The organism is Streptomyces sp. HP-A2021, from assembly GCF_022807935.1.
Taxonomy (GTDB): domain Bacteria; phylum Actinomycetota; class Actinomycetes; order Streptomycetales; family Streptomycetaceae; genus Streptomyces; species Streptomyces afghaniensis.
In genome coordinates this window covers 2,533,060-2,556,878 of record NZ_CP094344.1, presented here as the reverse complement: position 1 = coordinate 2,556,878, position 23,819 = coordinate 2,533,060, and the positions used below count along the sequence as shown (strand labels likewise).

Here is a 23,819-nt window from a genome sequence, read left to right as displayed (position 1 = left end):
CGGTGCGGCCGGGGTGGCGCCCGTGTGCCACCCCGGGCAGGTCAGCCCGCGTCCGCCACCGGCGTGGTGGGCGTGCCGTCCGAGGGCTGCGGGGGCACCGGGGCGTCGGTGAGGCGGTCCTGGAGCGGCAGGACGGTCACGCTCTCGGCCCGGCCCGGGACGCGGGTCGGCTCGTGGTCCGACAGCCGGCGGACCAGGATCAGCAGGGGCTGGGTCAGCAGTGTCGTGGCGAGGGCCATGAAGACCAGCACCGTGTAGAGGGGTTTGCTCACCAGGCCCGCCTGGAGACCGGCGTTGAGGGCGATCAGCTCCGTGAGGCCGCGGGCGCTCAGCAGAACACCTACGGTCCGTGCGTCGTCCCGGTCCAGTCCTCCCATGCGGGCCGCCACCACGCCACTGCCGACCTTCGTGGTGACCGCCAGCACCGTCACCACCAGCAGCGTGATCCACCCGGTGGCGTTCATGGTGTCGAGGGTGACGGACTGCCCGGAGAAGACGAAGAAGTAGGGCACCAGGAGCGAGCTGACGACGTGCAGGGGCCGCAGCAGGTCCGGGTCGAGCGTGCCGTCGTCCTGACGCGGGCAGACGATCCCCGCGAGCAGGGCGCCGCAGATGGCGTGCAGCCCGAGGTACGCCGTCACGGACGCCGACGCGCAGGCGAAGCCGATCAGCAGCGCCAGCCGCAGGGACGGCTCCATGCGGGTCCGCCACAGCAGCCTGCGCAGCACCGGCCGGGCCGCCACCAGCATCAGCACGGCGAAACCGGCCGCGACGGCCGCCCGCCACTGCCAGCCCAGCGCGTGCTCCCCGCCGTCGCCGTCCAGCATCGTCCCGGCCAGCACCGTCCAGCCGATCACGTCGAGCAGCCCCGCGGCGGACACCGCGAGGACTCCCGGCACCGTGTCGGCCAGACCGTTCTCCCGCACGATGGCCGTCAGCACCGGTACGGCCGTTATCGACAGGGCGACACCGGCGAACAGCACCATGCCGACCGTGAGCACGGGCATGTCCAGGGCCCGCAGCTGCTCCCGGAACAGCAGCGCGCAGCCGCTTCCCACGACCATCGGCACCACGAACGCCGCCAGCGCCACCGTCACCGCCGTACGCGCCCGGTCGCCCAGGATCTTCAGATCCAGCTCGTATCCCACCGCGAACAGGAAGACCACCAGGGCGAACTGCGCGAGCCCGTTCAGCGCGATGCCGATCTCCTGGGGGAACAGCAGCGTGTAGGCATCCGGCGCCGTGCTGCCGAGCAGCGAGGGACCGAGGGCGATACCCGCCGTCAACTGGCCCACGATGTACGGCTGCTTCAGACGCTGTGCCACCCAGCCGGCGCCGTGGCCGATCGCCAGGATCAGGGCCGAGGCGAACAGGAAATGCGTGACCACCGCTTCAGCGCCCACTGCGTCCCCCTGTGTCCAGTTGTCGTGGCCTCGATCGGGCCGTGGGTGGGGTCGTCGCCTGTCTGCTCGACCCCAACCTCCTTATGTTACTGGTAACTTGACGGCGTATCGGCAGTCGTACACAACTCTGCGCGGGTGTCACGGGGGGCACATGGCGACAGTCGTCTTCATTCATGGAACAGGGGTGCGCGAACCAGGCTTCTCGAAGCTTGCGGGGCGCGTGGCGGCCGGGCTGACCGCCCTGCGCGAGGGACTTCGCATCGTGCCCTACTACTGGGGAGGCGCGCACGGCGCCACGCTCGCCGCCGGCGGTGCCAGTCTGCCGGCGGAGCCGGGCGGTACGTCCCGGGGACCGGCCGAGCGGTCCCCCGAAGACGAGGCGGCCGCCGCCTGGGCCGCCCTCTACGCCGACCCGTACGCCGAACTCGCCCTCGCCGCGGCCGGTGCTCCGCAGGTCACCGAGAGGGCGCCCGGTTCCCTGCCGCCCGATCACGTGATCCGGGCGCGCCTCGCCGCCCTGGCCGCCCAAGGGGACGCGCCCGCAGCCGAGCTGGGGGCGGGCCTGGCCCGCGCCGCCACGGACCTGGCGGCTCACCCCCTCCTCGGTCCCGCCGCCGGAGCCCTCGCTCCCGACGACCTGGCGATCCTCGCCGCCCGCAGCCTGACCGCCCGGGTCGTCGCCGACGCCCTGGACTCCGACGCCCCGCTCGTGCCGGTCGGCGACATGCGTGACACGGTCGCCGACCGGCTCGCCGCACTTCTTGGTGCACAGCCCCGGGGCACGGAACGCGGGGTGCGCTCCCTGGTGCTGCGGGTCGCGGGTTCGGCGGCATCCCGTGCCGCCGTGCGCCGCAGGCGCGCCCTCACCGAGGCCGCCCATCCGGCCGCCGGTGACATCCTGCGGTACCTCAGCCGGGGCGAGGCCGCCCGCACCGGCCTGCGCGACCTGGTCGCGGGCCTGGAGCCGCCGGTGACCCTCGTCGGCCACAGCCTGGGCGGGATCATCGCCCTGGACACCCTGGTCTCCGCGCCGCTGCCGCAGGTCCGGCTCCTGGTGACGGCGGGCTCCCAAGGGCCGTTCCTGTACGAGTCCGGATCCCTGCCCTCCCTCGAACCCCCCGCCCCGCTCCCGCCGCACATGCCCGACTGGCTGAACCTGTACGACCACCGCGACCTGCTCTCCTACCTCGGCGCGGGCCTGTTCCCGGGCCGTGTCACGGACGTCCCGGTCGACAGCCGCCAGCCCTTCCCGGCCTCGCACAGCGCCTATTGGACGAACCCCGAGGTCTACCGGCACATCGTGGACCGGCTGCCGTGAATCCCGCCCGGGTGCACGCGCTGATCGTGGGTGTCGAGCGGTACGACGCCGGACCCGGCTGGGACCTGCCCGGGCCGGCCCGGGACGCCGTGGCCTTCCACCGGCTGCTCCGGGCGGCCGGGGTGCCGGACGAGCAGCTCCGGCTCCACCTCGCCCCGCTGCCGTCCTACGTCCCGGACGTTCCGTGGCAACCCGCCGACCATGCCACCCTGCGCCGCGTCCTCGTCCGGGAACTGCCCCTGGTCCAGGGCGACGTCCTGTGGGTGTGGTGGGGCGGGCACGGCGTTCTCGACCTGGCCGGGCACCTGCGGTTGTTCTGTGCCGACGCCAGTACCGCCGACAAGCTGGGCATCGATCTGGACTCCGCGCTCGACCGGTTCGCGGGGGACGCCGTACCGGCCTTCGGTGAGCAGCTGTGGATCGTGGACGCCTGCGAGACCTTCGAGGAGGACCTCGCCTTCCGGGAGCGACTGCCGTCGGCCGCCCTTCCGGTGGGGCGGCGCAACCTCGCCCATCGGCAGACGCTGCTGCGGGCGGCCGGGCGCGGACGGGTCGCCGCCAACGACCCCGAGCGCGGTACGGGGCTGTTCTCCGAGATCCTGCTCGGGCTCCTGGCCGAGGAGACGGCCGTCCTGCCCGCCCTGCCCGATCCGGAGGGACTGTTTCCGGCCGTAAGGGCGCGTATCGCGGCCCTCAGGGAAGCGGGACGTACTCTCCAGTATCCGGAGATTCGGCTCCAGAGCCCCGAGCGCACCGACATCGTGACGCCCGCTCGGGCGGGTGCCGGGGCGCGCCCGGCTTCACCGTTGCAGCGAGCCGTCGACGCCCTGCTCGCCTATCCGGCGATGGGGGATCCCGTCGAACGGCAGGCGGTGATAGGCACGCTGGACCCGCGTGTCACTGCGACGCTGCCTCGTCACAGCAGGGCCCGCACGGATGTCGTCGGCATCCTCAACAGGCTGGCCCGGGGCCGACCGGAGAGGCTGTGGGAGCTGTACGACGCCGTCGTCGCGCTCGACGACGATCCGGACCTCAAGGACGAACTAGGGTCTGCCCTAAGGGAGTTCGCGGACTCCGTAGGACGCCCGCGCGATCAGAAATGATCGGGTGGCGTGATCGTACGGTTTTCGACCCGGGCAGGAATGGCCATGATGGACATGGACACGGGCACGGGGCATCGCGTGCCACCGTGCGAGAAGGGGGAGCATCTTGGACCAGCCGCCCGCTCTGTGCCACGCCGAAGCCGCCGTTCCTGAGCCGGCCACCGCCGCTGGTACCGACGTCTGGGAGTCGGATCTTGCCGACCTGGCGGGGCTGCCCCTGACCGCTCTGGACGGTGTCGCACCGCTGCGCCCCTCCGCCCGGCTGCTCGGGGAGGTGCTGCGCGCCCGCAGCAGTATCAGAGGTGGAAACGACGGTCCGGGGGGTGCGAGGGCCGAATAGCCGCATCCTGCCGCACGGCAGACCCCTGACGAGCATGCCGTGTGCCCGCCGGGGCCCTGTACGCCCGCACCCGCGACCGGAGGTCCCGCATGCCCAGCGAGCCGCGCTCCGCCCCGTTCCGCATGCCCGAGCGGACCTTCGCGGAACTGGCCGCGGGAGGCGGCTCCCCGGAGGCCGTCGCCTTCCTCGAACGGGCCGAGCGGGCGCGGCGGCTGCTGCTCCTGCGGACCCTGCTGGACCGGCTCGGCACGCTGCGTACGCCGCTGAGCCCGGCCGCCGAGGCCTGGGCCGTCCTCAAGGAGGCCGCCGCGGCGGCGCCCGGGCCGGTCGACCGGCTGCTGCTCGCCCCGGCGACCGGCGGCTGGATCGCCCACCTGCTGCGCCGGCTGCACGGCACGGCGTCGGGCCCGCCGCTGTGGGCGGAGGCGGGACACCTGTGCGCCCTGGCCCTCGCGGCGTCCGTACACGCCGGTACGCGGGCGGACCTCAGGGTGTCCCTCACCGACGGCGGACTGCCGCTGCCGGGGCTGGGACTGGCCCGGCTTCCCGGCGCCGAAGGCGGACGGACGGTCGGCCGCGCCCGTACGGGCGGGGGCGAGCTGACGGTGTCCGGGCCGGGCCGGGGCGGCGGCACCGTGTCGGTGACGGTCCGCCCGGCGACGCGACCCTTGCCGGTACCCGCCGCGGACACCCCCGGCCCGGGTGCCTGGCTTCCGCTGCGCACCCTCACCCACCGCACCCCCGCCGGCCCGCTCGCCGTCCCGCTCGACGACCTGGACCCCTACCGCGACCTGGACGACCCCCTCCCGCCCGCACGGCTCGACGCCGACGAGGCCGACGCGTGGCAGCGGCTGTTCGAGGAGGCCGTCGCCCTGCTCGCCGAGCCGGGCGGCGACGGGCCCGGCCGGTTCGACCCGGGGTCGATCCGGGCCGTCGTGCCCTGGGGACGTACCGGCACCCTGCCGCCCGCCCCGCCCACGGTCCTGGTCTCCGCCTCCAGCGGTGACTCCTTCGGGGCCATGGTGATCGCCCGCCCCTCCTCGGCCGTGGCCCTGGCCGAGACGCTGGTGCACGAGTTCCAGCACAGCAAGCTCGCCGCCCTCCTGCACCTCTTCCCGCTGCTCGACGACGACCGCGAGGAGCGCTACTACGCCCCCTGGCGGCCCGACCCGCGGCATCTGACCGGCCTGCTGCACGGCGCGTACGCCTTCACCGGTGTCACGGGCTTCTGGCGGGACCGCCTGGCCGGGGCGCGGGACGACCGGGCGGCCGACACGGCCGGGTACCACTTCGCGCTGCGCCGGCTGCAGAGCCGTCTCGTCGTGCGCACCCTACTGGCGGAAGGCCGTCTCACCCCGCAGGGCCGCGCCCTCGTGTCGGGCCTCGCCGGCACGCTCGACGGCTGGCTGCGCGAACCGGTCCCGCACGCCGCCCTCACCCGCGCCCGTACGGCCGCCGCGCTGCACCGCACCGAGTGGCGGCTGCGCAACGTCGACCCCGTGGTGGAGACACCGCCGGACGGCCCCCGCTTCCGCCCCGACCGCACCTCCTGGCCGGACGTGCGCACGCACGCCTTCGCCGACCGCCCCGCCGCCCCGCACACCGCCGACGAGCACCTGGCCGCCGGGGACGCGGCCGCCGCGCTCGCCCGGTACGCCGGACAGCTGGCCGCCGACCCTGCCGAGCCGCACGCCCTGGCCGGCTGGATCGTCGCCCGGGCCGTGCTCGAACCGGGCCGGGCGACGCGGCGCATGCTGGCCCGGCCGGAGCTGCTCCAGCCGCTGCCCAGCGGCTGACCGGCCGGGGCTGTTTGTCGTCAGGCAGACGCAAACAAGAGTTCGCCGAAACACGCGAGCAGCGCGTCAACAGGCGCTCGGATGGTCAGGATGGAGGCATGGCTTACCACGTCCACTCCGAGGCCGGGCGGCTGCGCCGCGTCATCCTGCACCGGCCCGATCTCGAGCTCAAAAGGCTCACCCCCAGCAACAAGACCTCGCTGCTCTTCGACGACGTGCTGTGGGTACGCAGGGCCCGCGCCGAGCACGACGGGTTCGCCGACGTGCTGCGCGACCGGGGCGTCACCGTCCACCTCTTCGGTGACCTGCTGGCCGAGGCCCTCCAGGTCCCGGCGGCCAGGGACCTCGTCCTGGACCGGGTCTTCGACGAGAAGGAGTACGGCCCGCTCGCCACCGACCATCTGAGAGCCGCCTTCGAGAACCTGCCCGCGGCGGAGCTGGCCGAGCTCCTGGTCGGCGGCATGACCAAGCGCGAGTTCCTCGACGTGCACCCGGAGCCGACCTCCGTGCGCTTCCACGTCATGGAGCTGGACGACTTCCTGCTGGACCCGCTGCCCAACCACCTCTTCACCCGCGACACCTCCGCGTGGATCTACGACGGCGTCTCCATCAACGCGATGCGCTGGCCCGCCCGGCAGCGCGAGACCGTGCACTTCGAGGCGATCTACCGGCACCACCCGCTGTTCCGCGACGAGACCTTCCACCTCTGGTCCGAGGGACAGGCCGACTACCCGTCCACCATCGAGGGCGGGGACGTCCTGGTCATCGGCAACGGGGCGGTGCTCATCGGCATGAGCGAGCGCACCACGCCCCAGGCCGTCGAGATGCTCGCGCACAAGCTCTTCGCCGCCGGTTCCGCCGAGACGATCGTGGCCCTCGACATGCCCAAGCGGCGGGCCTTCATGCACCTCGACACCGTGATGACGATGGTCGACGGCGACACCTTCACCCAGTACGCGGGGCTCGGCATGCTCCGCTCGTACACCATCGAACCGGGCGTCGGCGAGAAGGAACTCAAGGTCACCGACCATCCGCCGGAGCACATGCACCGCGCGATCGCCGCCGCGCTGGGCCTGAACGAGATCCGGGTGCTGACCGCCACCCAGGACGTGCACGCGGCCGAACGCGAGCAGTGGGACGACGGCTGCAACGTCCTGGCCGTCGAACCCGGCGTCGTGGTCGCCTACGAGCGGAACGCCACCACCAACACCCACCTGCGCAAACAGGGCATCGAAGTGATAGAGATCCCGGGCAGCGAGCTGGGGCGGGGGAGGGGCGGCCCGCGGTGCATGAGCTGCCCGGTCGAACGGGAGCCCGTGTAGGCACCCGACGTCGACGTATAGCCATGCTGAGTTTCGTATAGTATTCCAGAAGTCCTGTCCGTCCCCGTACGCCGTATCCCTGGAGCGCCCCATGGCGACAGTCCCGACCGCCCTCGCCGGCCGCCACTTCCTCAAGGAGCTGGACTTCACCGAGGAGGAGTTCCGCGGTCTGGTCGAGCTGGCCGCCGAGCTGAAGGCCGCCAAGAAGGCAGGGACCGAGACGCAGTACCTGCGGGGCCGGAACATCGCGCTGATCTTCGAGAAGACCTCCACCCGCACCCGCTGCGCCTTCGAGGTCGCGGCCGCCGACCAGGGCGCCTCGACGACGTACCTCGACCCGTCCGGCTCGCAGATCGGTCACAAGGAGTCGGTCCGGGACACCGCGCGGGTGCTGGGCCGGATGTACGACGGGATCGAGTACCGGGGCGACAGCCAGCAGAAGGTGGAGGAGCTGGCCGCGCACGCCGGTGTGCCGGTCTACAACGGGCTCACCGACGACTGGCACCCCACCCAGATGCTCGCCGACGTGCTCACCATGACCGAGCACTGCGCCAAGCCGCTGACCGGGACGACCTTCGCCTACCTCGGCGACGCCCGCTTCAACATGGGCAACTCCTACCTGGTCACCGGCGCCCTGCTCGGCATGGACGTGCGTCTCGTCGCCCCGAAGGACTACTGGCCGGCCGAGGAGGTCGTCGACCGGGCCCGCGCCCTCGCCGAGACCAGCGGCGCCCGCATCACCCTCACCGAGACCCTGGACGAGGGTGTCCGCGGCGCCGACTTCGTCGCCACCGACGTCTGGGTCTCCATGGGTGAGCCCAAGGAGGTCTGGGCCGAGCGCATCACCGCCCTCGCCCCGTACGCCGTGACCATGGACGTCCTGCGCGCCACCGGCAACCCGGACGTGAAGTTCCTGCACTGCCTGCCCGCCTTCCACGACCTCGGCACCAAGGTCGGCCAGGAGATCCACGCGGCCCACGGCCTGGAGTACCTGGAGGTGTCGGACGAGGTCTTCGAGTCGGCGCACTCCGTGGTCTTCGACGAGGCGGAGAACCGTCTGCACACCATCAAGGCGGTGCTGGTCGCGACACTCGGCTGAACCGAGTCAGGCCGACGGCCGCCGCTGAGCCGGCACCACGGGCAGCCGGAACCACACGGCCTTGCCCGACTCGGTCGGACGGTGCCCGCACGAGGAACTCAGTGTGCGGATCAGCAGCAGCCCGCGCCCGTGCTCCTGCCAGGGGTCGGGCATCGCGCCGGACGGACACGTCAGATCGCCGGGCGGCTGCGGGTCGGTGTCGTGCACCTCGACCTGGCAGCCCGACGGCATCAGCTCCACCACCAGCTCTATCGGCGTCTCACCGGTGGTGTGCTCCACGGCGTTCGCCACCAGCTCCGCCGTGAGCAGCTCCGCGGTGTCGCAGTCGGCCCCGTGCTCCAGCTCGGCCAGCGCCGTACGGACCAGGGCGCGGGCCACGGGCACCGCCGCGGCGGTGTGCGGCAGCGCGACGCGCCAGGAGGCGGGGGCTGAGGGGAGTTCGTACAAGGCGGGTCCGTTCATGGAGCAGGACATCCTGCTTTCAACCTGATGAATGGTACGGCGCCACTCTTCCGAGACGTCCGAGGGGCACTGTCGGGGGCCTGCGGCCCCCTTGCCGCACGGCTTACCCAGGTGAACGCGGTGCCGCGCACAGCTGCTCCCGCCGTTACGCCGATGTGGACGATCTGTGACGGATGTGACCGGCCCGGTTCACGCCCGGCTCCCCGTGAAGTCCTACCCGGACGGCCTATCGCGCACTCATGACGACAGTCACGGATGAGTGATAACTTCGTGGGGTAGAGCTCAGTGAGGCAGTGCCCGCCCGAGGAGGCCGCACGTCATGAGTCCCTTCACCGGCTCCGCCGCCCGCACCCCGAGCTGGGAGCACCTGCGCGTCGACCTCACCGACGGCGTCGCCACCGTCACCCTGGCCCGCCCCGAGAAACTCAACGCGCTCACCTTCGGCGCCTACGCCGACCTGCGCGACCTGCTCGCGGAGCTGTCCCGGGAGCGGTCCGTACGGGCCCTGGTGCTGGCAGGCGAGGGCCGCGGCTTCTGCTCCGGCGGCGACGTCGACGAGATCATCGGCGCCACGCTGTCCATGGACACCGCACAGCTCCTCGACTTCAACCGGATGACCGGCCAGGTGGTCCGCGCCATCCGGGAGTGCCCCTTCCCCGTGATCGCGGCGGTACAGGGCGTGGCGGCCGGCGCCGGGGCGGTGCTCGCCCTGGCCGCCGACTTCCGCGTGGCCGACCCCACGGCCCGTTTCGCCTTCCTCTTCACCCGCGTCGGCCTCTCCGGCGGCGACATGGGCGCGGCCTACCTCCTGCCCAGGGTCGTGGGCCTCGGCCACGCCACCCGCCTGTTGATGCTGGGCGACCCGGTCCGCGCCCCCGAGGCGGAGCGCATCGGCCTGATCAGCGAACTGACGGAGGAGGGGCATACGGACGAGGCAGCACAGCAACTGGCCCGCCGCTTGGCGGACGGTCCGGCCCTGGCCTACGCCCAGACCAAGGCCTTGCTGACGGCCGAGCTGGACATGCCCCTGGCGGCATCGGTGGAACTGGACGCCTCGACCCAGGCCCTCCTCATGACAGGCGAGGACTACGCGGAGTTCCACGCGGCGTTCACGGAGAAGCGCCCTCCGAAATGGAGTGGACGGTAGTGGATGTACCCGAAGGGGCGCGGGGAACTGCGCGACAAGCCACAACGCACCCGCACGAAAACACCAGCCACCCCCTACGCGTGGCGATCATCGGCGGAGGCCCCGGCGGCCTCTACGCCGCCGCCCTCCTCAAACGCCTGGATCCCACCCGCGACATCACCGTCTGGGAACGAAACGCCCCCGACGACACCTTCGGCTTCGGCGTGGTCCTCTCCGACGAAACCCTCGGCGGCATAGAACACGCAGACCCCCAGGTCCACGAGGCCCTCCAGAGGGACTTCATCCGCTGGGACGACATCGACATCGTCCACCGCAACACCCGCCACACCTCCGGCGGCCACGGATTCGCCGCCCTCGGCCGCCAACGCCTCCTCGACATCCTCCACACCCGCTGCCGCGAACTCGGTGTCGACCTCCGCTTCCACACCGAGGCCCCGGAAGACCTCCCGCAGACCCACGACCTGGTCATCGCCGCGGACGGCATCCACAGCGCCACCCGCGAGGCCTACGCGGACGTCTTCCGCCCTCACGTCACCACCCACCGCTGCCGCTACATCTGGCTCGCCGCCGACTTCCCCTTCGACTCCTTCCGCTTCGAGATCGCCGAGACCGAACACGGCGTGATGCAGCTCCACGGCTACCCCTACGCGCCGGACGCCTCCACCGTGATCATCGAGATGCGCGAAGAGGTCTGGCACGCGGCCGGCTTCGACGAACTCGGCGAGGCCGAGTCGATCGAACGCTGCGCCAAGATCTTCGCCGAGGCACTCCGCGGCCGCCCCCTGAAGTCGAACAACTCCACCTGGACGACGTTCCGCACGGTCGTCAACGACCGCTGGTCGCACGGCAACGTCGTCCTCCTCGGCGACGCCGCCCACACCGCCCACTTCTCCATCGGCTCCGGCACCAAGCTCGCCGTCGAGGACGCCCTGGCCCTCGCCGCCTGCCTGGAGGAACACGACACCCTGGACGAGGCCCTGACCGCGTACGAGGCGGAACGGCGGCCCGTCGTCGCCTCCACGCAGCGCGCGGCCCGGGCCAGCCTGGAGTGGTTCGAGAACCTCGCCCTGTACCTGGACCAGCCACCCCGGCAGTTCGCCTTCAACCTGCTCACCCGCAGCCGCCGCGTCACCCATGACAACCTGCGGCTGCGCGACGCGCGCTTCACGGAGTCGGTGGAGCGGGAGTTCGGCTGCCCGCCCGGCACGCCCCCGATGTTCACCCCGTTCCGGCTGCGCGGCCTGACCCTGCGCAACCGGGTCGTCGTCTCGCCCATGGACATGTACTCGGCGGTCGACGGCGTCCCCGGCGACTTCCACCTCGTCCATCTGGGCGCGCGGGCGATGGGCGGGGCCGGTCTGGTGATGACCGAGATGGTGTGTGTCAGCGAGGAGGGCAGGATCACACCCGGCTGCGCCGGCCTCTACACCGGCCGGCAGGCCGAGGCCTGGCGGCGGATCACGAACTTCGTGCACGACCGGGCGCCCGGCACCGCGATCGGGGTGCAGCTCGGCCACAGCGGCCGCAAGGGCTCCACGAAGCTGATGTGGGAGGGCATGGACGAGCCGCTTCAGGAGGGCAACTGGCCGCTCGTGGCCGCCTCGGCGCTCCCGTACAAGCGGTTCAGCCAGACTCCGCGCGAGCTGTCCCGCGCCCAGCTCACCGACATCCGCGAGCAGTTCGCGGCCGCCGCCTGCCGCGCCGCCCGGGCCGGCTTCGACCTGCTCGAACTGCACTGCGCCCACGGTTACCTGCTCTCGGGCTTCCTCTCCCCACTGACCAACCACCGCACCGACGCCTACGGCGGTCCGCTGGAGAAGCGGCTCCGTTTCCCGCTGGAGGTCTTCGACGCCGTACGCAACGTCTGGCCGGGGGAGCGGCCCATGACCGTACGCATCTCCGCCACCGACTGGGCCGAGGGCGGGACCACAGCCGAGGACGCCGTCGAGATCGCCCGGGCCTTCGCCGCGCACGGCGCCGACGCGATCGACGTGTCGACGGGGCAGGTCGTGGCGGACGAGCGGCCCGAGTTCGGGCGGTCGTACCAGACGCCGTTCGCGGACCGGATCCGCCACACCACCGGCATCCCGGTGATCGCGGTCGGCGCGATCTCCTCCTGGGACGACGTCAACTCCCTGATCCTGGCGGGCCGTACGGACCTGTGCGCCCTGGCCCGCCCCCACCTCTACGACCCGCACTGGACGCTGCACGCGGCGGCCGAACAGGGCTACACGGGCCCCGGCGCCGTCTGGCCGGCCCCGTACCGCGCGGGCAGCCGCCGCCCCCAGACGGGCCGCACGGACGCGCCCAAGCCGCGCCTCACTCTGGGACGCTGAGCCGCCCCACGAACTCGGCGCCCGCGTCCCGCAGCCGCTCGTGCAGGCCCTGGAACACCGCCGACGAGCGGGTGCCCGGCCAGTCCCGGGGGAGCAGCTCGGACGGCAGGCCGGGGTCGGTGTAGGGGAGGTGGCGCCAGGAGTCCAGGGCGAGGAGGTAGTCGCGGTAGGCCTCCTCCGGCGGGGTGTCCTCGCGCTTCTCCCAGTCCTGCAGCACGCGCGCGTGGCGGTCGAGGAACGCCTCGTGCTCCTTGGCGATGGCGGCCAGGTCCCACCAGCGGGCCACGGCCTCCGCGGTCGGGGCGAAGCCGAGGTGGTCACCGCGGAAGAAGTCGACGTACGCGTCCAGCCGCAGCCGCTGGAGGGTGTGCCGGGTCTCCTCGTACAGCCGAGCGGGCGCGATCCACACGCCCGGCGCGGCCGTGCCGAAACCGAGGCCGGCCAGCCGGGAGCGCAGCACGTGCCGCTTCTGCCGCTCCGACTCCGGCACGGAGAACACGGCGAGCACCCAGCCCTCGTCCTCGGGCGGCGCCGTGGCGTAGATGCGTCTGTCGCCGTCGTCGAGCAACTGGCGGGCATCCGGGGACAGTTCGTAGCCCGCCGCGCCCTGGGCGGTGCGGGCGGGCACGAGCAGTCCGCGTCTCTTCAGCCGCGACACCGAGGAGCGCACGGACGGGGCGTCGACGCCGACCGCGGCGAGCAGCCGGATCAGCTCGGCGACGGGCACGGGACCCGTCGCGAAGCGGCCGTACGCGCCGTAGAGCGTGACGATGAGAGACCGTGGTGCATGCTGGTCGGACACGTTGATCATCTTAGGTCGTACGGGTCACTCCCGGTCGGCTTCGGTGCCGCCGTCCGGGAACCCTGCCGTGCGCAGCCGGAACCGCTGGAGCTTGCCGGTGGCCGTGCGCGGCAGCGCGTCCAGGAAGACGATCTCGCGCGGGCACTTGTACGGCGCCAGCTCGCTCGTCATGAAGGCGCGCAGCGCCTCGGCGTCCCGGTCGGCGCCTTCCTTGAGGACCGCGAACGCCACCACGACCTGCCCGCGTGCCTCGTCCGGCCGGCCCACGACCGCCGCCTCCACCACGTCCGGGTGCCGCAGCAGCGCGTCCTCGACCTCCGGTCCGGCGATGTTGTACCCGGCCGAGATGATCATGTCGTCGGCGCGGGCGACGTACCGGAAGTAGCCGTCGGGTTCGCGGACGTAGGTGTCGCCGGTGATGTTCCAGCCGCCGCGTACGTACTCCCGCTGCCGCGGGTCGGCGAGGTAGCGGCAGCCGACCGGTCCGCGCACCGCGAGCAGTCCCGGCTCCCCGTCGGGCACCGGCTCGCCGTTCTCGTCCTGCACGCGCGCGTGCCACCCCGGCACGGGAACGCCCGTCGTGCCGGGCCGGATCCGCTCGTCGGCGGCGGAGATGAAGATGTGCAGCAGCTCGGTGGCGCCGATGCCGTTGATGACGCGCACGCCGGTGCGTTCGTGCCAGGCCTTCCAGGTGGCCGCCGGCAGGTTCTCGCCGGCCGAGACGCAGCGGCGCAGGGACGAGACGTCGTGCCCGTCGAGCTCGTCGAGCATCGCGCGGTACGCCGTAGGGGCCGTGAACAGCACGGACACGCGGTGCCGGGCGATGGCCGGCAGCAGTTGCTTCGGACCGGCCTGTTCGAGCAGCAGGGCACTCGCCCCGGCCCGCAGCGGGAAGACCACCAGCCCGCCGAGGCCGAAGGTGAAGCCGAGCGGGGGGCTGCCCGTGAACACGTCGTCGGCGCGCGGGCGCAGCACGTGCCGGGAGAAGGTGTCGGCGATGGCCAGGACGTCCCGGTGGAAGTGCATGCAGCCCTTGGGGCGGCCGGTGGTGCCGGAGGTGAAGGCGATCAGGGCGACGTCGTCGGCCGCCGTGTCGACGGCCTCGTACGGTGTGCCGGGCGCCGGGCGGTTGAGGAGGTCGTCCGGGGCGTCACCGCCGTAGGCCGTGATCCGCAGGTCCGGGATCTCGGCCTTGGCGAGGTCGTCGACGGCCCGGATGTCGCACAGCGCGTGCCGGACCCGGGCGATCTCGCACATCGTGCTCAGCTCGTGCGGGCGCTGCTGGGCGAGGACGGTGACCGCGACGGCACCCGCCTTCAGCACCGCCAGCCAGCAGGCCGCGAGCCACGGTGTGGTGGGGCCGCGCAGCAGCACGCGGTTCCCGGGGACGACGCCGAGTTCGCCGGTGAGCAGGTGTGCGATGCGGTCGACGCGGGCGCGCAGATCGGCGTACGTCCACGGTTGTGCGGCCTGGGTGAGGAAGGCCGGGCGGTCGCCGGGCGGGCCGCTGAGCAGTTCGGCGGCACAGTTGAGCCGTTCGGGGTAGCGCAGCTCCGGCAGGTCGAAACGGAGCTCGGGCCAATGGTCCGGGGGTGGCAGATGGTCACGGGCGAAGGTGTCGACGTGGGCCGTACCCCGTGGATTCATACGATTCGCCCCCTTGGCGTGGTGGGCTCGCTCCAGGAGCGTATCGTGTTGGTGACGACAGTCAACGGTCCGCGATAGCCTCGGAGTGGCCCGGCCGGGAGGCAGGGGTGGCGGAGAAGGGACCGGCGATGACCGCATTCTCGCTCGAACCGGCACAACTCGCCTGGTGTGCCGATCTGCGCGCCCTGGCCGCGGAGCGGCTCCGCCCGTTGGCCGAGAAGGGTGAACCGGGCCGGGTGAACCGGGCCCTGGTCGCCGAACTCGGCAGCCTCGGACTGCTCGGCCGCCTCTTCACCTCCGGCGCGCTCGACCTGTGCCTGATGCGCGAGTCCCTCGCCTACGCCTGCACGGAGGCCGAAACGGCCCTGGCCCTCCAGGGCCTTGGCGCCCACCCGGTCCACGCCCACGGCACGGAATCCCAGCGGGCCCGCTGGCTCCCCCGGGTGGCCGACGGCAGCGCGGTGGCGGCGTTCGCCCTCAGCGAGCCGGGGGCGGGGTCGGACGCGGCGGCGCTGGACCTGACCGCCGCCCCCGACGGCCCCGCCCGCTGGCGTCTCACCGGTGAGAAGTGCTGGATCTCCAACGCGCCCGAGGCCGACTTCTACGCCGTCTTCGCCCGGACCACCCCGGGGGCGGGGGCGCGTGGCGTCACGGCGTTCCTCGTGCCGGCCGACCGGCCGGGGCTGACGGGGGCCGGGCTCGACATGCTCTCCCCGCATCCCATCGGCGCGCTCGGCTTCGACGCCGTGCCGGTGACGGCCGACGACGTGCTCGGCGAGGTGGACCGGGGGTTCCGGGTCGCCATGGGAACGCTCAACCTGTTCCGCCCCAGCGTCGGTGCCTTCGCGGTCGGTATGGCCCGGGCGGCGCTCGACGCGACCCTCGCGCACACCGCCGGGCGGGACGCCTTCGGCGGCAAGCTGCGGGACCTGCAGGCCGTCTCCCACCAGGTCGCCGAGATGGCCCTGCGCACGGAGGCGGCCCGGCTGATGGTCTACGCGGCTGCGGCGGCGTACGACGAGGACGCCCCGGACGTGCCCCAGCGCGCCGCCATGGCGAAACTGCTCGCCACCGAGACCGCGCAGTACGTCGTCGACACGGCCGTCCAGCTGCACGGCGCCCGCGCGCTGCAACACGGTCACCTGCTCGAACACCTCTACCGGGAGGTGCGCGCCCCCCGCATCTACGAGGGGGCCAGCGAGGTCCAACGCGGCATCATCGCCAAGGAGTTGTACACAGCCCACCAGGAGGCCCGGTGACCACCGAGCGCATCGACCCGCCCGGCCTCGCCCCGCCGGCGGGCTTCTCGCACGCCGTCGTGGCCTCCGGGTCCAGGGTGGTGTTCCTGGCGGGGCAGACCGCCCTCGACGGCGCCGGCAAGGTGACCGGCGCGACCCTGCCGGAACAGTTCGAGAAGGCCCTCACCAACCTGCTGACCGCCCTCACGGCGGCCGGCGGCACGCCCTCCGACCTGGCCCGCGTGACCGTCTACGCCACGGACGTCGCCGCGTACCGCGCCCACGCCCCCGAACTGGGCCTGCTCTGGCGGAAACTGGCGGGCCGCCACTACCCGGCCATGGCGGTCGTCGAGGTCGTCCGGCTGTGGGACGAGGAGGCGTTGGTGGAACTGGACGGCTTCGCGGTGCTGCCCTAGCTCCCAAGGGGCGCGGCGGACTCGCCACCGAAGGGGTGAGGATCACGGGCGCCGGGCCGGAGGCCCGGTACGAGTGGAAGCCGCAAATCCACTCCTTTCGGGAGGTTCCCCCATGCGTCTACGTCCCCTTCTCGGCGCGGCGACCGGTGCCGCGCTGCTCCTGCTCACCGGCGCCACAGCGGCGCCCGCCACCGCGGCGCCCACCCCGCGCGACGCCGTGACGGTCGAGTCGGTGGGCCGGATCACGGCCGACGGCACCGTCACCCTCTCCGGCACCTACCGCTGCCAGAGCTCCAGTGGTCCGGTCTTCGTCAGCTCCTCCGTGAGCCAGGGTGCCTCCACCACCCGCTACGGCATCGGCGGCACCCGGGCCGTGTGCGACGGCGCGAAGCACCGCTGGGCGAACACGGGCCGGCCCACGCCCGGCGCACTCGTGCCCGGCGCGGCCCACGTCGAGGCCACCCTGATGGAACTGCGCACCTTCGGCGGCCTGCCGCTGCCTCACTTCCACGCGGTGCAGGGCCGGGCCATCACCCTGACCCGGGCCTGAGTGCAACGGTGAACGGACCGGTGCGCGGCCCGTGAACGCGGGCCGCGCACCGGTCCGGACCCGGCCTGCGCCACCGTCTCGCCCCTACTCCTGTGCGTGCCGAATGGCGTCCAGCACGATGTGCGCCACATGGTCGTCGGTGAGGGTGTACCGCGTCTCGCGGGCCTGACGCCGGGCGGTGACGATCCGGGACGTGCGCAGCACCCGCAGATGCTGGGAGACCAGCGGCTGGCTCACGCCCAGCGCGGTCACCAGCTCATGGACGTACTTCCCGCCGCCGGACAGTTCGCGCACGATTCCCAGCCGTACGGGCGAGGCCAGCGCGCGCAGCAGCTCGCTGGCCGCCTGCAGGGTCGGATCCGGCTCGTCCGTCGGAAGAGAGGGCGTCGTTGTCATATGCACACATTAGCATATGACAACGGTTTCCAATATGCCGGGCGGGTGCCTCAGTGGTCGTCCCAGTGTCCCTCGTGGGCGGCGTGCCGGTGACCGTCGTGGACGTAGTCGGTGTGGTCGTCGTGGCGCACGGCCAGATGGCCGCAGTTGTCGCCGTGCTGGTGGTCGTGGTTCTGGTGCACCGCGTGACCGCCGTTCGTGCACTCGTCGACGTGGTCCTCGTGCATCCGGTGGATGTGGCCGTCGTGGGCGTAGTCCGTGTGGTCGCCGTGCGTGAAGGCGACGTGGCCGCAGTCGTCGCCGTGGGCGTGCGCGTGGTTCTCGTGGGTGAGGTGCTCGGCGGTGGTCATGGGGGTGGCTCCTTGCGTGTGCTCGTGCCGCCCGCGGCGCTTCCCGCGGGACTGTCATGGCGACATTAACATATAGCGATTCCTGCATGTATTGTCCTGGCGACCGGCGCCGCCCGCGAGCCGAGGACGGCGCAGGGGTGATGCCCGGGTCAGCGAACCGCGACGACCACGCAGCTGTCGCCGTACTGCCAGACCGGGCCCGCCGTGGCGAAGCCCGCCTGCCGCAGCAGCTCCAGATGGGCGGAGAGGGGGAGTTCGGCGGGGCGGCCGGTGCCGAGGGGCGCCTCGCGGCGGCGACGCTCGGCGAACAGGTCCGTCAGCTCGGGGTCGTCGGCGACGGCGGCCCACCAGGAACCCCAGTCCTCGTGCGCGAACACCCGCTGCCGGTCGGCCCGGCACCGTCCGACATGGGCGGCGATGCCGCCCGGGCCCGTGTCGCCCTGGGGGAGATGGTCGCCGTTGACGAGGACACCGCCGGGCCGCAGCAGCGCGGCGAGCTGCCGGTAGACGCGCAGCAGGGTGTCGCGGTCGAGGTAGTGCAGGGCCGTCGTGGAGACGGCCGCGTCCAGGGGCCGGTCCAGGTCCAGGGTCCAGGTCCAGCCGGGTGCGCCGATCTCGGCGTCGACGTAGCGGGCCGCGTCCGGGTGGTGGGTCCGGCCCAGCTCCAGCAGCAGGGGATCCCGGTCCACGGCCACGATCTCCGCGTCCGGCAGCCGCCGGACCAGCCGGGCCGCCAAGGAGCCGGGCCCGCAGCCCAGGTCGACGACGAGCGGCCGGGAGTCCTGCCCGGCCGTGACGTGCTCGACGACGTCGGCGATCACCGTGAACCGCTCCTCGCGGTCGACCGCGTACCGCTGCTGCTGGAGCTCCCAGCGCTCCACCCATCGCTCCGCCGTCGCCAGACTCAGCCCCATCCGGTCGCGCCACCTTGCCGTCTCGCACCTGACTCTTGCCGGTCCGAGCCTACAGGTGGAAACGGTTCCCATTCCGCATAGCTGGGGGAGTCACTGGAGTGAGGCGAGGACGGACAGCAGCCGGTCGATCTCCTCAACGGTGTTGTACACATGCAGACTCACCCGGACCGAACCGGTCTTCTCGCCCGCGTCCCCCTGGCAGTGGTTGTCCGAGCGGACCATGAAACCGTGGCTGAAGAGGATGAACCCCAGGTCGCCCGAGTCGATGGCGCGATGCCGCAGGGTGACGATGGCCTGGCGCCGCTGCACCGCCGAGTCGGCGGCCAGGCTCAGCGGGCAGCCGAGGATCTCGTAGGCGTCCAGATGGCGCAGCCCCTCGGTGAGCCGGGCCGCCAGGGCGACCGTCCACTCCTCGACGCGCTCCGGACCGGCGGCGTCCAGCCAGTCCAGGGCCGCTTCGAGCGAGGCGATCCCGACTGTGTTCGGGGTGCCGCTCCACCCGCCGGGTGTGAACGCCGGGCCGCGCTCCTGCCGGGCCCACACCGCCCCGGACCCGGGCAGGGCCAGCGCCTTGTGCCCGGAGAAGACGACGAAGTCGACGTCCAGCTCCGCCACGGACACCGGCAGATGCCCGACGCTCTGCGCCGCGTCCAGACAGATCACCGCGTCCGGGCCGACCGCCCGGCGGATGCGCTGCACGTTCATGTCGCCGCCGTAGACGTGGTGCACATGGGTCGTGGCGACGAACCGCGTGCGCGGCCCGGCCCGTTCGGCGAGCGCGCGGTGGTCGTAGTCCCCGGAACCGCTCTGGTACGGCATCGGCACCACCCGGATGTGCGTGCCCTCGCGGGCGAGCAGCCGCTGGACCTCCCGCCAGGGCGCGATGTTGGCCTGGTGGTCGGCGTCCGGTACGACGATCTCGTCGCCGTCGCGCAAAAACCCCGGCAGCCAGTCGCGGGCGATCGTGCGCAGCCCCTCGGTCGTGCCGCTCGTGAAGTGGACGGCGGAGCGCTCCGGTTGCGGGTCTCCGAGGAACCGGGCGACGCGCTCCCGGGTGCGCTCGACCAGCTCCGTCGTCCGGTTGGCCCAGGTGTAGGTGCCGCGTGCCGCGTTGGCGTTGCTGGTGGTGAGGTACGTCTGCACGACGTCCAGGACGGCCTGCGGCTTCTGTGCCGTCGCCGCGCTGTCCAGGTACGCCAGCTCCGGGTGCCCGGTGACGATGGGGAACTGGGCGCGCAGGGCCTGCTGCCACTGGCGCAGATCGTCGCGGATCGCGGGTGCGGTCATGGCGGTCAGTCCCGCACCAGCGGCGCGCCCGCGTCCCGCCAGGCGATGATGCCGCCGGCCAAACTGCGTACGTCGGGATGGCCCATCCGGGTCAGCAGCGCCGCGTACCGGGCGGACTGCTCGCCCACCGGACACGCCAGCAGCACCGGCCGGCTCCGGCTGAACGGCAGTCCCCCCTGGAGGAGTTCGGCGAACAGCTCGTCGACGATGTTGACCGACCCGTCGATGTGCAGCGCCGCGTACGCGAACGGGCTGCGCAGGTCGACCACGAGCGGCCCCTCGGAGTCGATCCACCGCCGGGCCTCGGCCACCGTGACCGACGGCGCCCCGCCCACCTCCGCCTCGGTCAGGTCGGCCGGCGAGTTCTTCCGGGGCGGCCGGCCCAGCAGGTCGGGCCGCCGCTGCCGGACGTAGCTCAGATAGCTCTCCACGCGGTCGCAGACGATGAACACCGCCGTCCGGCGCTCGCTCAACTCCTCGTCGGCGGCGCGCAGATGACGCACCGCCCCGTGGTAGGCGGCGCCGCCGGTGGGTCCGCCCAGGATGCCGCAGCGGCGGTTCAGGGTCAGCATCCCCTCGATCGCCTCGTCGGAGCTCACCGACTCCATCGTGTCGTACGTCTCCGGGTCGAACAGGCCGACCTCCTGCACCTCGTCGATGGTGCGGATCCCGGGGATGAAGTCGGACTTGGCCGCGACCAGCCCGACCACCCGCACCGAGGGATCCTCCTCCCGCAGCGCCCGGGCCACGCCCGTCGAGGAACCGGCCGTGCCCACACAGGCGACGAACCAGTCCGGCACCCGGCCGTCCAGGTCCTTGACGATCTCCGGGCCGGTGCCGGTGAGATGAGCCTCGGTGTTGCGCGGGTTGAAGTACTGGTCGGTGTGGAGATAGGCGCTGCCGGAGGCGGACAGCGTGCGATGGAAGAGGGTCAGCGGATCGTCCGTGGCGGTCGGGTCCAGACACTCGCTCTGCCCCGGCAGCTCCTCGATCTCCGCGCCGAGCAGCAGCAGGAGGTCCTTGATCTCCGGGACCCGCATCCGGTTGGTGACGCTCTTGAAGCCCAGGCCGTGCATGCCCGCGAGGACCGCCAGTGCCTTCGCCGTGTTGCCGCTGGACAACTCCACGACCTGACTGCCGTGTTGGACCGCATCGGCCAGCAGCGGACGCGCCATGCTCCAGGCTGCCCGGTCCTTGACCGAGCCGAAGGGGTTGAGCATCTCCAGCTTGGCGAACAGGTCGATGTTGCGCAGGCCGTGCACGGCCGGGTCGATCCGTACCAGCGGGGTGTTGCCTATCGCATCGGTGATGCTGTCGTACCTCACTGAGCTCCCCCCGAGGGCGTGATCGGCCAGAACTGGTCGTCGAGGCACCAGCGCCAGGCGTCGCCGTCCTGCCAGGCGGCGACCTTGCGGGCGGCGGGCTGGTGCTGGGCGCGGGTGGCGTGGAAGTCCATGGCGTAGCCGGCGGTGTTGGCGAAGGCCAGCAGGTCACCCGGGACCGGGCGGCGCGGCAGGAAGACCGTACGCCGGGTGATCAGGTCGGTCTCCAGGCACAGGCCGCCGAAGAGGTGGACGGCGACGGGCCCTTCGCCCGGCCCGGCTGCGCTTCTGGGGACGACGACGGGGTCCATCAGCACTCCGTGGTCCTCCAGGGCGATGTCGTCCGCCTTCGCGGCCAGCCGTACGAGCAGTGCGCCGCCCCCCTCCTGGGAGCGGACCTCCAGCACCTTCGCCAGGGTCAGCCCGCACTGGTCCAGCAGCGCCCGGCCGGGCTCGCTGTGCAGGTCGTACAGGTGCTCCAGCAGCAGCGCGGCCAGCGGACGGCCACCCAGGGAGGCGGCGGGCTGGGCCAGCAGTTCGTCCAGATAGGCAGCGCCGGCGACGGACCGGTGGGCGGGGTAGAGACCGAGCGCGCCGCGCAGGGTGCCGGACTCGTCCCGCAGCCCGTAGCCGTGCCCGCCCCAGGTCAGGGGCGGGCGGCGGCCCAGGACGGCGGCCGTGAGCGCGCTCGTGTACTCCTCCCACTGCTCCCGCTCGGCGAGGTAACTGACGCCGAATCCGCCGCCGACGTCCACGGCCCGGGGCCGCAGCCCCCGGCTCCGGCACGCCTCCAGGGCCGCCAGGGAGCCTTCGAGGGCGGTCGCCTTCTCCGCGACGCTCGTCGTGTCCAGGTGGTAGGCCACCCCCGTCAGCTCGACCGCGTCGCCGTGCCGCTCGACCGCCTCCAGCAGCCGCTCCAACTCCCGTACGGGCGTGCCGAACCGGCTGCGCCGGCTCAGCACCTTCACCCCCGACGTCTCGAACCCCGACAGCCGCAGCAGCACCCGCACCGGGGCGAGCGCGTGCTTGCGCACCAGCGCCGCGATCTGGTCCAGCTCGGCGACGCCGTCGACACCGACCGTGACGCCCGTGAGGGCCGCGAGCCACAGGAACTCGGGGTTCTTCGGACCCGTGGCCGTGATCCGGTCGGCGGTGAAACCGGCCCCGAGCGCGTGCTGCAACTCGCCCAGTGACGCGACGTCCACGCCCGCGTCCGTGGCGGCGAGCCGGCGCAGCAGCGCACTGGACCGGTTCGCCTTGTGGGCGTAGTAGACCTGGCCGGACAGGTGATGCCTGCGGTACACGGAGCGGAACCGCTCCAGGTTCTCGGCGATCTGGTCCGGCACCACGACGTGCAGGGGTGAGCCGAGCGCGTCGGTGAGCGAGTGCAATGTCCCGGTCGCCGCCAGGAGCGACGTGAGCCGTGGTTCCAGTCGGGGTTCGAGATACAAGGGCCGGCCGTCCATGCGAGCTCCTTCCCCTGTAGCGGCTGTGCCCGGCATCCGGGCACAGCCGACACTCCCCGCGTTGCGCCGTATAGCCCATATCCATTCTTCGGTCGCTTTACGCCCTGTAAGACCCAGGCCTGTCCCTGCGCCGGTGTGAAGCGGATCACGGTCCGGCCGGGCGGCGCGCGCCCGGCGCGGGGCCGCGGCATCCGTCGTTCGGCCGAGCCTTCGCAGGTCGGGCCGGTGTCTCTGGCCGTTCGGCCGAGGCGGCGGCCCTGCGCCGCGACGCAGAGTTGGCCGTGGTCCGCCGTTCCCGGCAACGGGAGGCCGGGCCGTACGGGTTCGCGTGCCGGAACGGGAGAAGTGAGCATGGTCGTACGGGTGGTCGTCGTCGACGACCAGGACATGGTGCGCTCGGGATTCGCCGCACTGCTGTCCGCGCAGAGCGACATCGACGTCGTGGGGGAGGCACCCGACGGCCGGCGCGGGGTGGAGGTCTGCCGCAGAACCCACCCCGACGTGGTGCTGATGGACATCCGGATGCCGGAGATGGACGGTCTCGAGGCGGCTCGGCGGCTGCTCGACCCGCCGCCGGGCGTGACGCACCGGCCCAAGGTGCTCATGCTGACCACCTTCGACCTCGACGACTACGTCTACGAGGCCCTCCAGGCCGGCGCCGGCGGCTTCCTGCTCAAGGACGCCCCGGTCGCCGAACTCGTCCAGGCCGTCCGGGTGATCGCGGCCGGTGACGCCCTGCTCGCCCCGTCCGTCACCCGCCGCCTCATCGAGGACATGACTCGCCGCCGCCCCCAGGCCGGGCGGCAGGCCCGGCTGCGGATGAACGGCCTCACACCCCGGGAGACGGAGGTCCTCGGGCTGGTCGCGCGGGGCCTGTCCAACACGGAGATCGCCGGGACGCTGGTGGTGGCCGAGCAGACGGTCAAGACCCACATGACCCGGCTGATCGCCAAGCTGGGTGCCAGAGACCGGGCCCAACTGGTCGTCCTCGCCTACGAGTCGGGGTTGGTCGTGCCCGGATCGGCCGGCTGAGTCCGCAGGCCCGGGGCGCGGGTCGTACCCCGGTGCCACACCGCACTTGGCACCCGGGTGTGACGTGCGGCCC

General features: G+C 72.6%; 22 protein-coding genes. 12 read left to right on the top strand and 10 right to left on the bottom strand.

What is annotated here, in order from left to right:
• Positions 1 to 41: 41 nt before the first annotated feature.
• Complete coding sequence (locus tag MQE23_RS11645) at positions 42 to 1,403, bottom strand: cation:proton antiporter (RefSeq protein WP_243379105.1); 1,362 nt, start codon at positions 1,401 to 1,403, stop codon at positions 42 to 44.
• Between the two features lie 184 nt (positions 1,404 to 1,587).
• On the opposite strand from MQE23_RS11645, the gene MQE23_RS11640 reads away from it, so the two are divergent.
• The 6 genes from MQE23_RS11640 (at position 1,588) to argF (ending at position 8,381) form a co-directional block, all read left to right on the top strand.
• Entirely contained in the window at positions 1,588 to 2,721 is a 1,134-nt protein-coding gene (locus MQE23_RS11640; RefSeq protein ID WP_347710129.1) for an alpha/beta fold hydrolase, read from the top strand.
• Positions 2,718 to 3,824 (top strand): caspase family protein, encoded by a 1,107-nt coding sequence (locus MQE23_RS11635; RefSeq protein WP_020274514.1) that lies wholly within the window; start codon positions 2,718 to 2,720, stop codon positions 3,822 to 3,824. The genes MQE23_RS11640 and MQE23_RS11635 overlap by 4 nt, the downstream gene beginning before the upstream one ends.
• Before the next feature lie 106 nt (positions 3,825 to 3,930).
• Positions 3,931 to 4,164: a hypothetical protein gene (locus MQE23_RS11630; protein WP_243379102.1), complete on the top strand. Its 234-nt coding sequence runs from the start codon at positions 3,931 to 3,933 to the stop codon at positions 4,162 to 4,164.
• Positions 4,165 to 4,253: 89 nt separating this feature from the next.
• Entirely contained in the window at positions 4,254 to 5,960 is a 1,707-nt protein-coding gene (locus MQE23_RS11625; protein WP_243379101.1) for an HEXXH motif domain-containing protein, read from the top strand.
• Between the two features lie 98 nt (positions 5,961 to 6,058).
• The gene (locus MQE23_RS11620) at positions 6,059 to 7,282 is read left to right on the top strand and encodes an arginine deiminase (protein WP_020274516.1); all 1,224 of its coding nucleotides are present in this window, start codon (positions 6,059 to 6,061) and stop codon (positions 7,280 to 7,282) included.
• Between the two features lie 91 nt (positions 7,283 to 7,373).
• Positions 7,374 to 8,381 (top strand): ornithine carbamoyltransferase, encoded by a 1,008-nt coding sequence (gene argF, locus MQE23_RS11615; RefSeq protein WP_020274517.1) that lies wholly within the window; start codon positions 7,374 to 7,376, stop codon positions 8,379 to 8,381.
• Positions 8,382 to 8,387: 6 nt separating this feature from the next.
• On the opposite strand, the gene MQE23_RS11610 is transcribed toward argF, so the two are convergent.
• A complete protein-coding gene (locus tag MQE23_RS11610; protein ID WP_020274518.1) occupies positions 8,388 to 8,855 on the bottom strand; it encodes an ATP-binding protein in 468 nt (155 codons plus the stop codon).
• A 307-nt stretch (positions 8,856 to 9,162) separates the two neighbouring features.
• Here MQE23_RS11610 and MQE23_RS11605 point away from each other — a divergent pair, with 307 nt between their 5' ends.
• Entirely contained in the window at positions 9,163 to 9,990 is an 828-nt protein-coding gene (locus MQE23_RS11605) for an enoyl-CoA hydratase family protein (protein ID WP_020274519.1), read from the top strand.
• Positions 9,975 to 12,326: a bifunctional salicylyl-CoA 5-hydroxylase/oxidoreductase gene (locus MQE23_RS11600; protein ID WP_243379099.1), complete on the top strand. Its 2,352-nt coding sequence runs from the start codon at positions 9,975 to 9,977 to the stop codon at positions 12,324 to 12,326. Before MQE23_RS11605 ends, MQE23_RS11600 begins: the two co-directional genes overlap by 16 nt.
• Here MQE23_RS11600 and MQE23_RS11595 read toward each other — a convergent pair.
• Together MQE23_RS11595 and MQE23_RS11590 are read right to left on the bottom strand one after the other, a co-directional pair.
• Entirely contained in the window at positions 12,310 to 13,137 is an 828-nt protein-coding gene (locus tag MQE23_RS11595; RefSeq protein WP_243379098.1) for a PaaX family transcriptional regulator C-terminal domain-containing protein, read from the bottom strand. The two genes, MQE23_RS11600 and MQE23_RS11595, sit on opposite strands and share 17 nt — an antisense overlap.
• Positions 13,138 to 13,152: 15 nt before the next feature.
• Positions 13,153 to 14,775 carry an AMP-binding protein gene (locus tag MQE23_RS11590; RefSeq protein ID WP_020274523.1) on the bottom strand — a complete coding sequence of 541 codons (1,623 nt, stop codon included), beginning with the start codon at positions 14,773 to 14,775 and terminating at the stop codon, positions 13,153 to 13,155.
• Between the two features lie 128 nt (positions 14,776 to 14,903).
• Between MQE23_RS11590 and MQE23_RS11585 the strand changes: the two genes are divergently transcribed.
• The 3 genes from MQE23_RS11585 (at position 14,904) to MQE23_RS11575 (ending at position 16,979) form a co-directional block, all read left to right on the top strand.
• On the top strand, positions 14,904 to 16,034 hold the full coding sequence (locus MQE23_RS11585; RefSeq protein WP_037670933.1) for an acyl-CoA dehydrogenase: 1,131 nt from the start codon (positions 14,904 to 14,906) through the stop codon (positions 16,032 to 16,034).
• Positions 16,031 to 16,429, top strand: coding sequence for a RidA family protein (locus MQE23_RS11580; RefSeq protein ID WP_020274526.1), 399 nt, complete (start codon positions 16,031 to 16,033; stop codon positions 16,427 to 16,429). The genes MQE23_RS11585 and MQE23_RS11580 overlap by 4 nt, the downstream gene beginning before the upstream one ends.
• A gap of 112 nt (positions 16,430 to 16,541) precedes the next feature.
• Positions 16,542 to 16,979 carry a DUF6299 family protein gene (locus MQE23_RS11575; RefSeq protein WP_020274527.1) on the top strand — a complete coding sequence of 146 codons (438 nt, stop codon included), beginning with the start codon at positions 16,542 to 16,544 and terminating at the stop codon, positions 16,977 to 16,979.
• Between the two features lie 84 nt (positions 16,980 to 17,063).
• Here MQE23_RS11575 and MQE23_RS11570 read toward each other — a convergent pair whose 3' ends face one another.
• The 6 genes from MQE23_RS11570 to MQE23_RS11545 form a co-directional block, all read right to left on the bottom strand.
• Positions 17,064 to 17,375 carry a metalloregulator ArsR/SmtB family transcription factor gene (locus tag MQE23_RS11570; protein ID WP_037670927.1) on the bottom strand — a complete coding sequence of 104 codons (312 nt, stop codon included), beginning with the start codon at positions 17,373 to 17,375 and terminating at the stop codon, positions 17,064 to 17,066.
• 50 nt (positions 17,376 to 17,425) lie between these two features.
• Positions 17,426 to 17,725, bottom strand: a complete 300-nt coding sequence (locus MQE23_RS11565) for a hypothetical protein (protein WP_020274529.1) — start codon at positions 17,723 to 17,725, stop codon at positions 17,426 to 17,428.
• A 149-nt stretch (positions 17,726 to 17,874) separates the two neighbouring features.
• Positions 17,875 to 18,639 (bottom strand): class I SAM-dependent methyltransferase, encoded by a 765-nt coding sequence (locus MQE23_RS11560; RefSeq protein WP_020274530.1) that lies wholly within the window; start codon positions 18,637 to 18,639, stop codon positions 17,875 to 17,877.
• A 90-nt stretch (positions 18,640 to 18,729) separates the two neighbouring features.
• Positions 18,730 to 19,926, bottom strand: a complete 1,197-nt coding sequence (locus MQE23_RS11555) for an aminotransferase class V-fold PLP-dependent enzyme (RefSeq protein ID WP_020274531.1) — start codon at positions 19,924 to 19,926, stop codon at positions 18,730 to 18,732.
• A gap of 5 nt (positions 19,927 to 19,931) precedes the next feature.
• Complete coding sequence (locus MQE23_RS11550) at positions 19,932 to 21,251, bottom strand: pyridoxal-phosphate dependent enzyme (protein ID WP_020274532.1); 1,320 nt, start codon at positions 21,249 to 21,251, stop codon at positions 19,932 to 19,934.
• Complete coding sequence (locus MQE23_RS11545; protein WP_243379096.1) at positions 21,248 to 22,714, bottom strand: Y4yA family PLP-dependent enzyme; 1,467 nt, start codon at positions 22,712 to 22,714, stop codon at positions 21,248 to 21,250. The genes MQE23_RS11550 and MQE23_RS11545 overlap by 4 nt, the downstream gene beginning before the upstream one ends.
• A gap of 351 nt (positions 22,715 to 23,065) precedes the next feature.
• Here MQE23_RS11545 and MQE23_RS11540 point away from each other — a divergent pair, with 351 nt between their 5' ends.
• Entirely contained in the window at positions 23,066 to 23,746 is a 681-nt protein-coding gene (locus MQE23_RS11540) for a response regulator transcription factor (protein ID WP_243379095.1), read from the top strand.
• Positions 23,747 to 23,819: the final 73 nt, after the last annotated feature.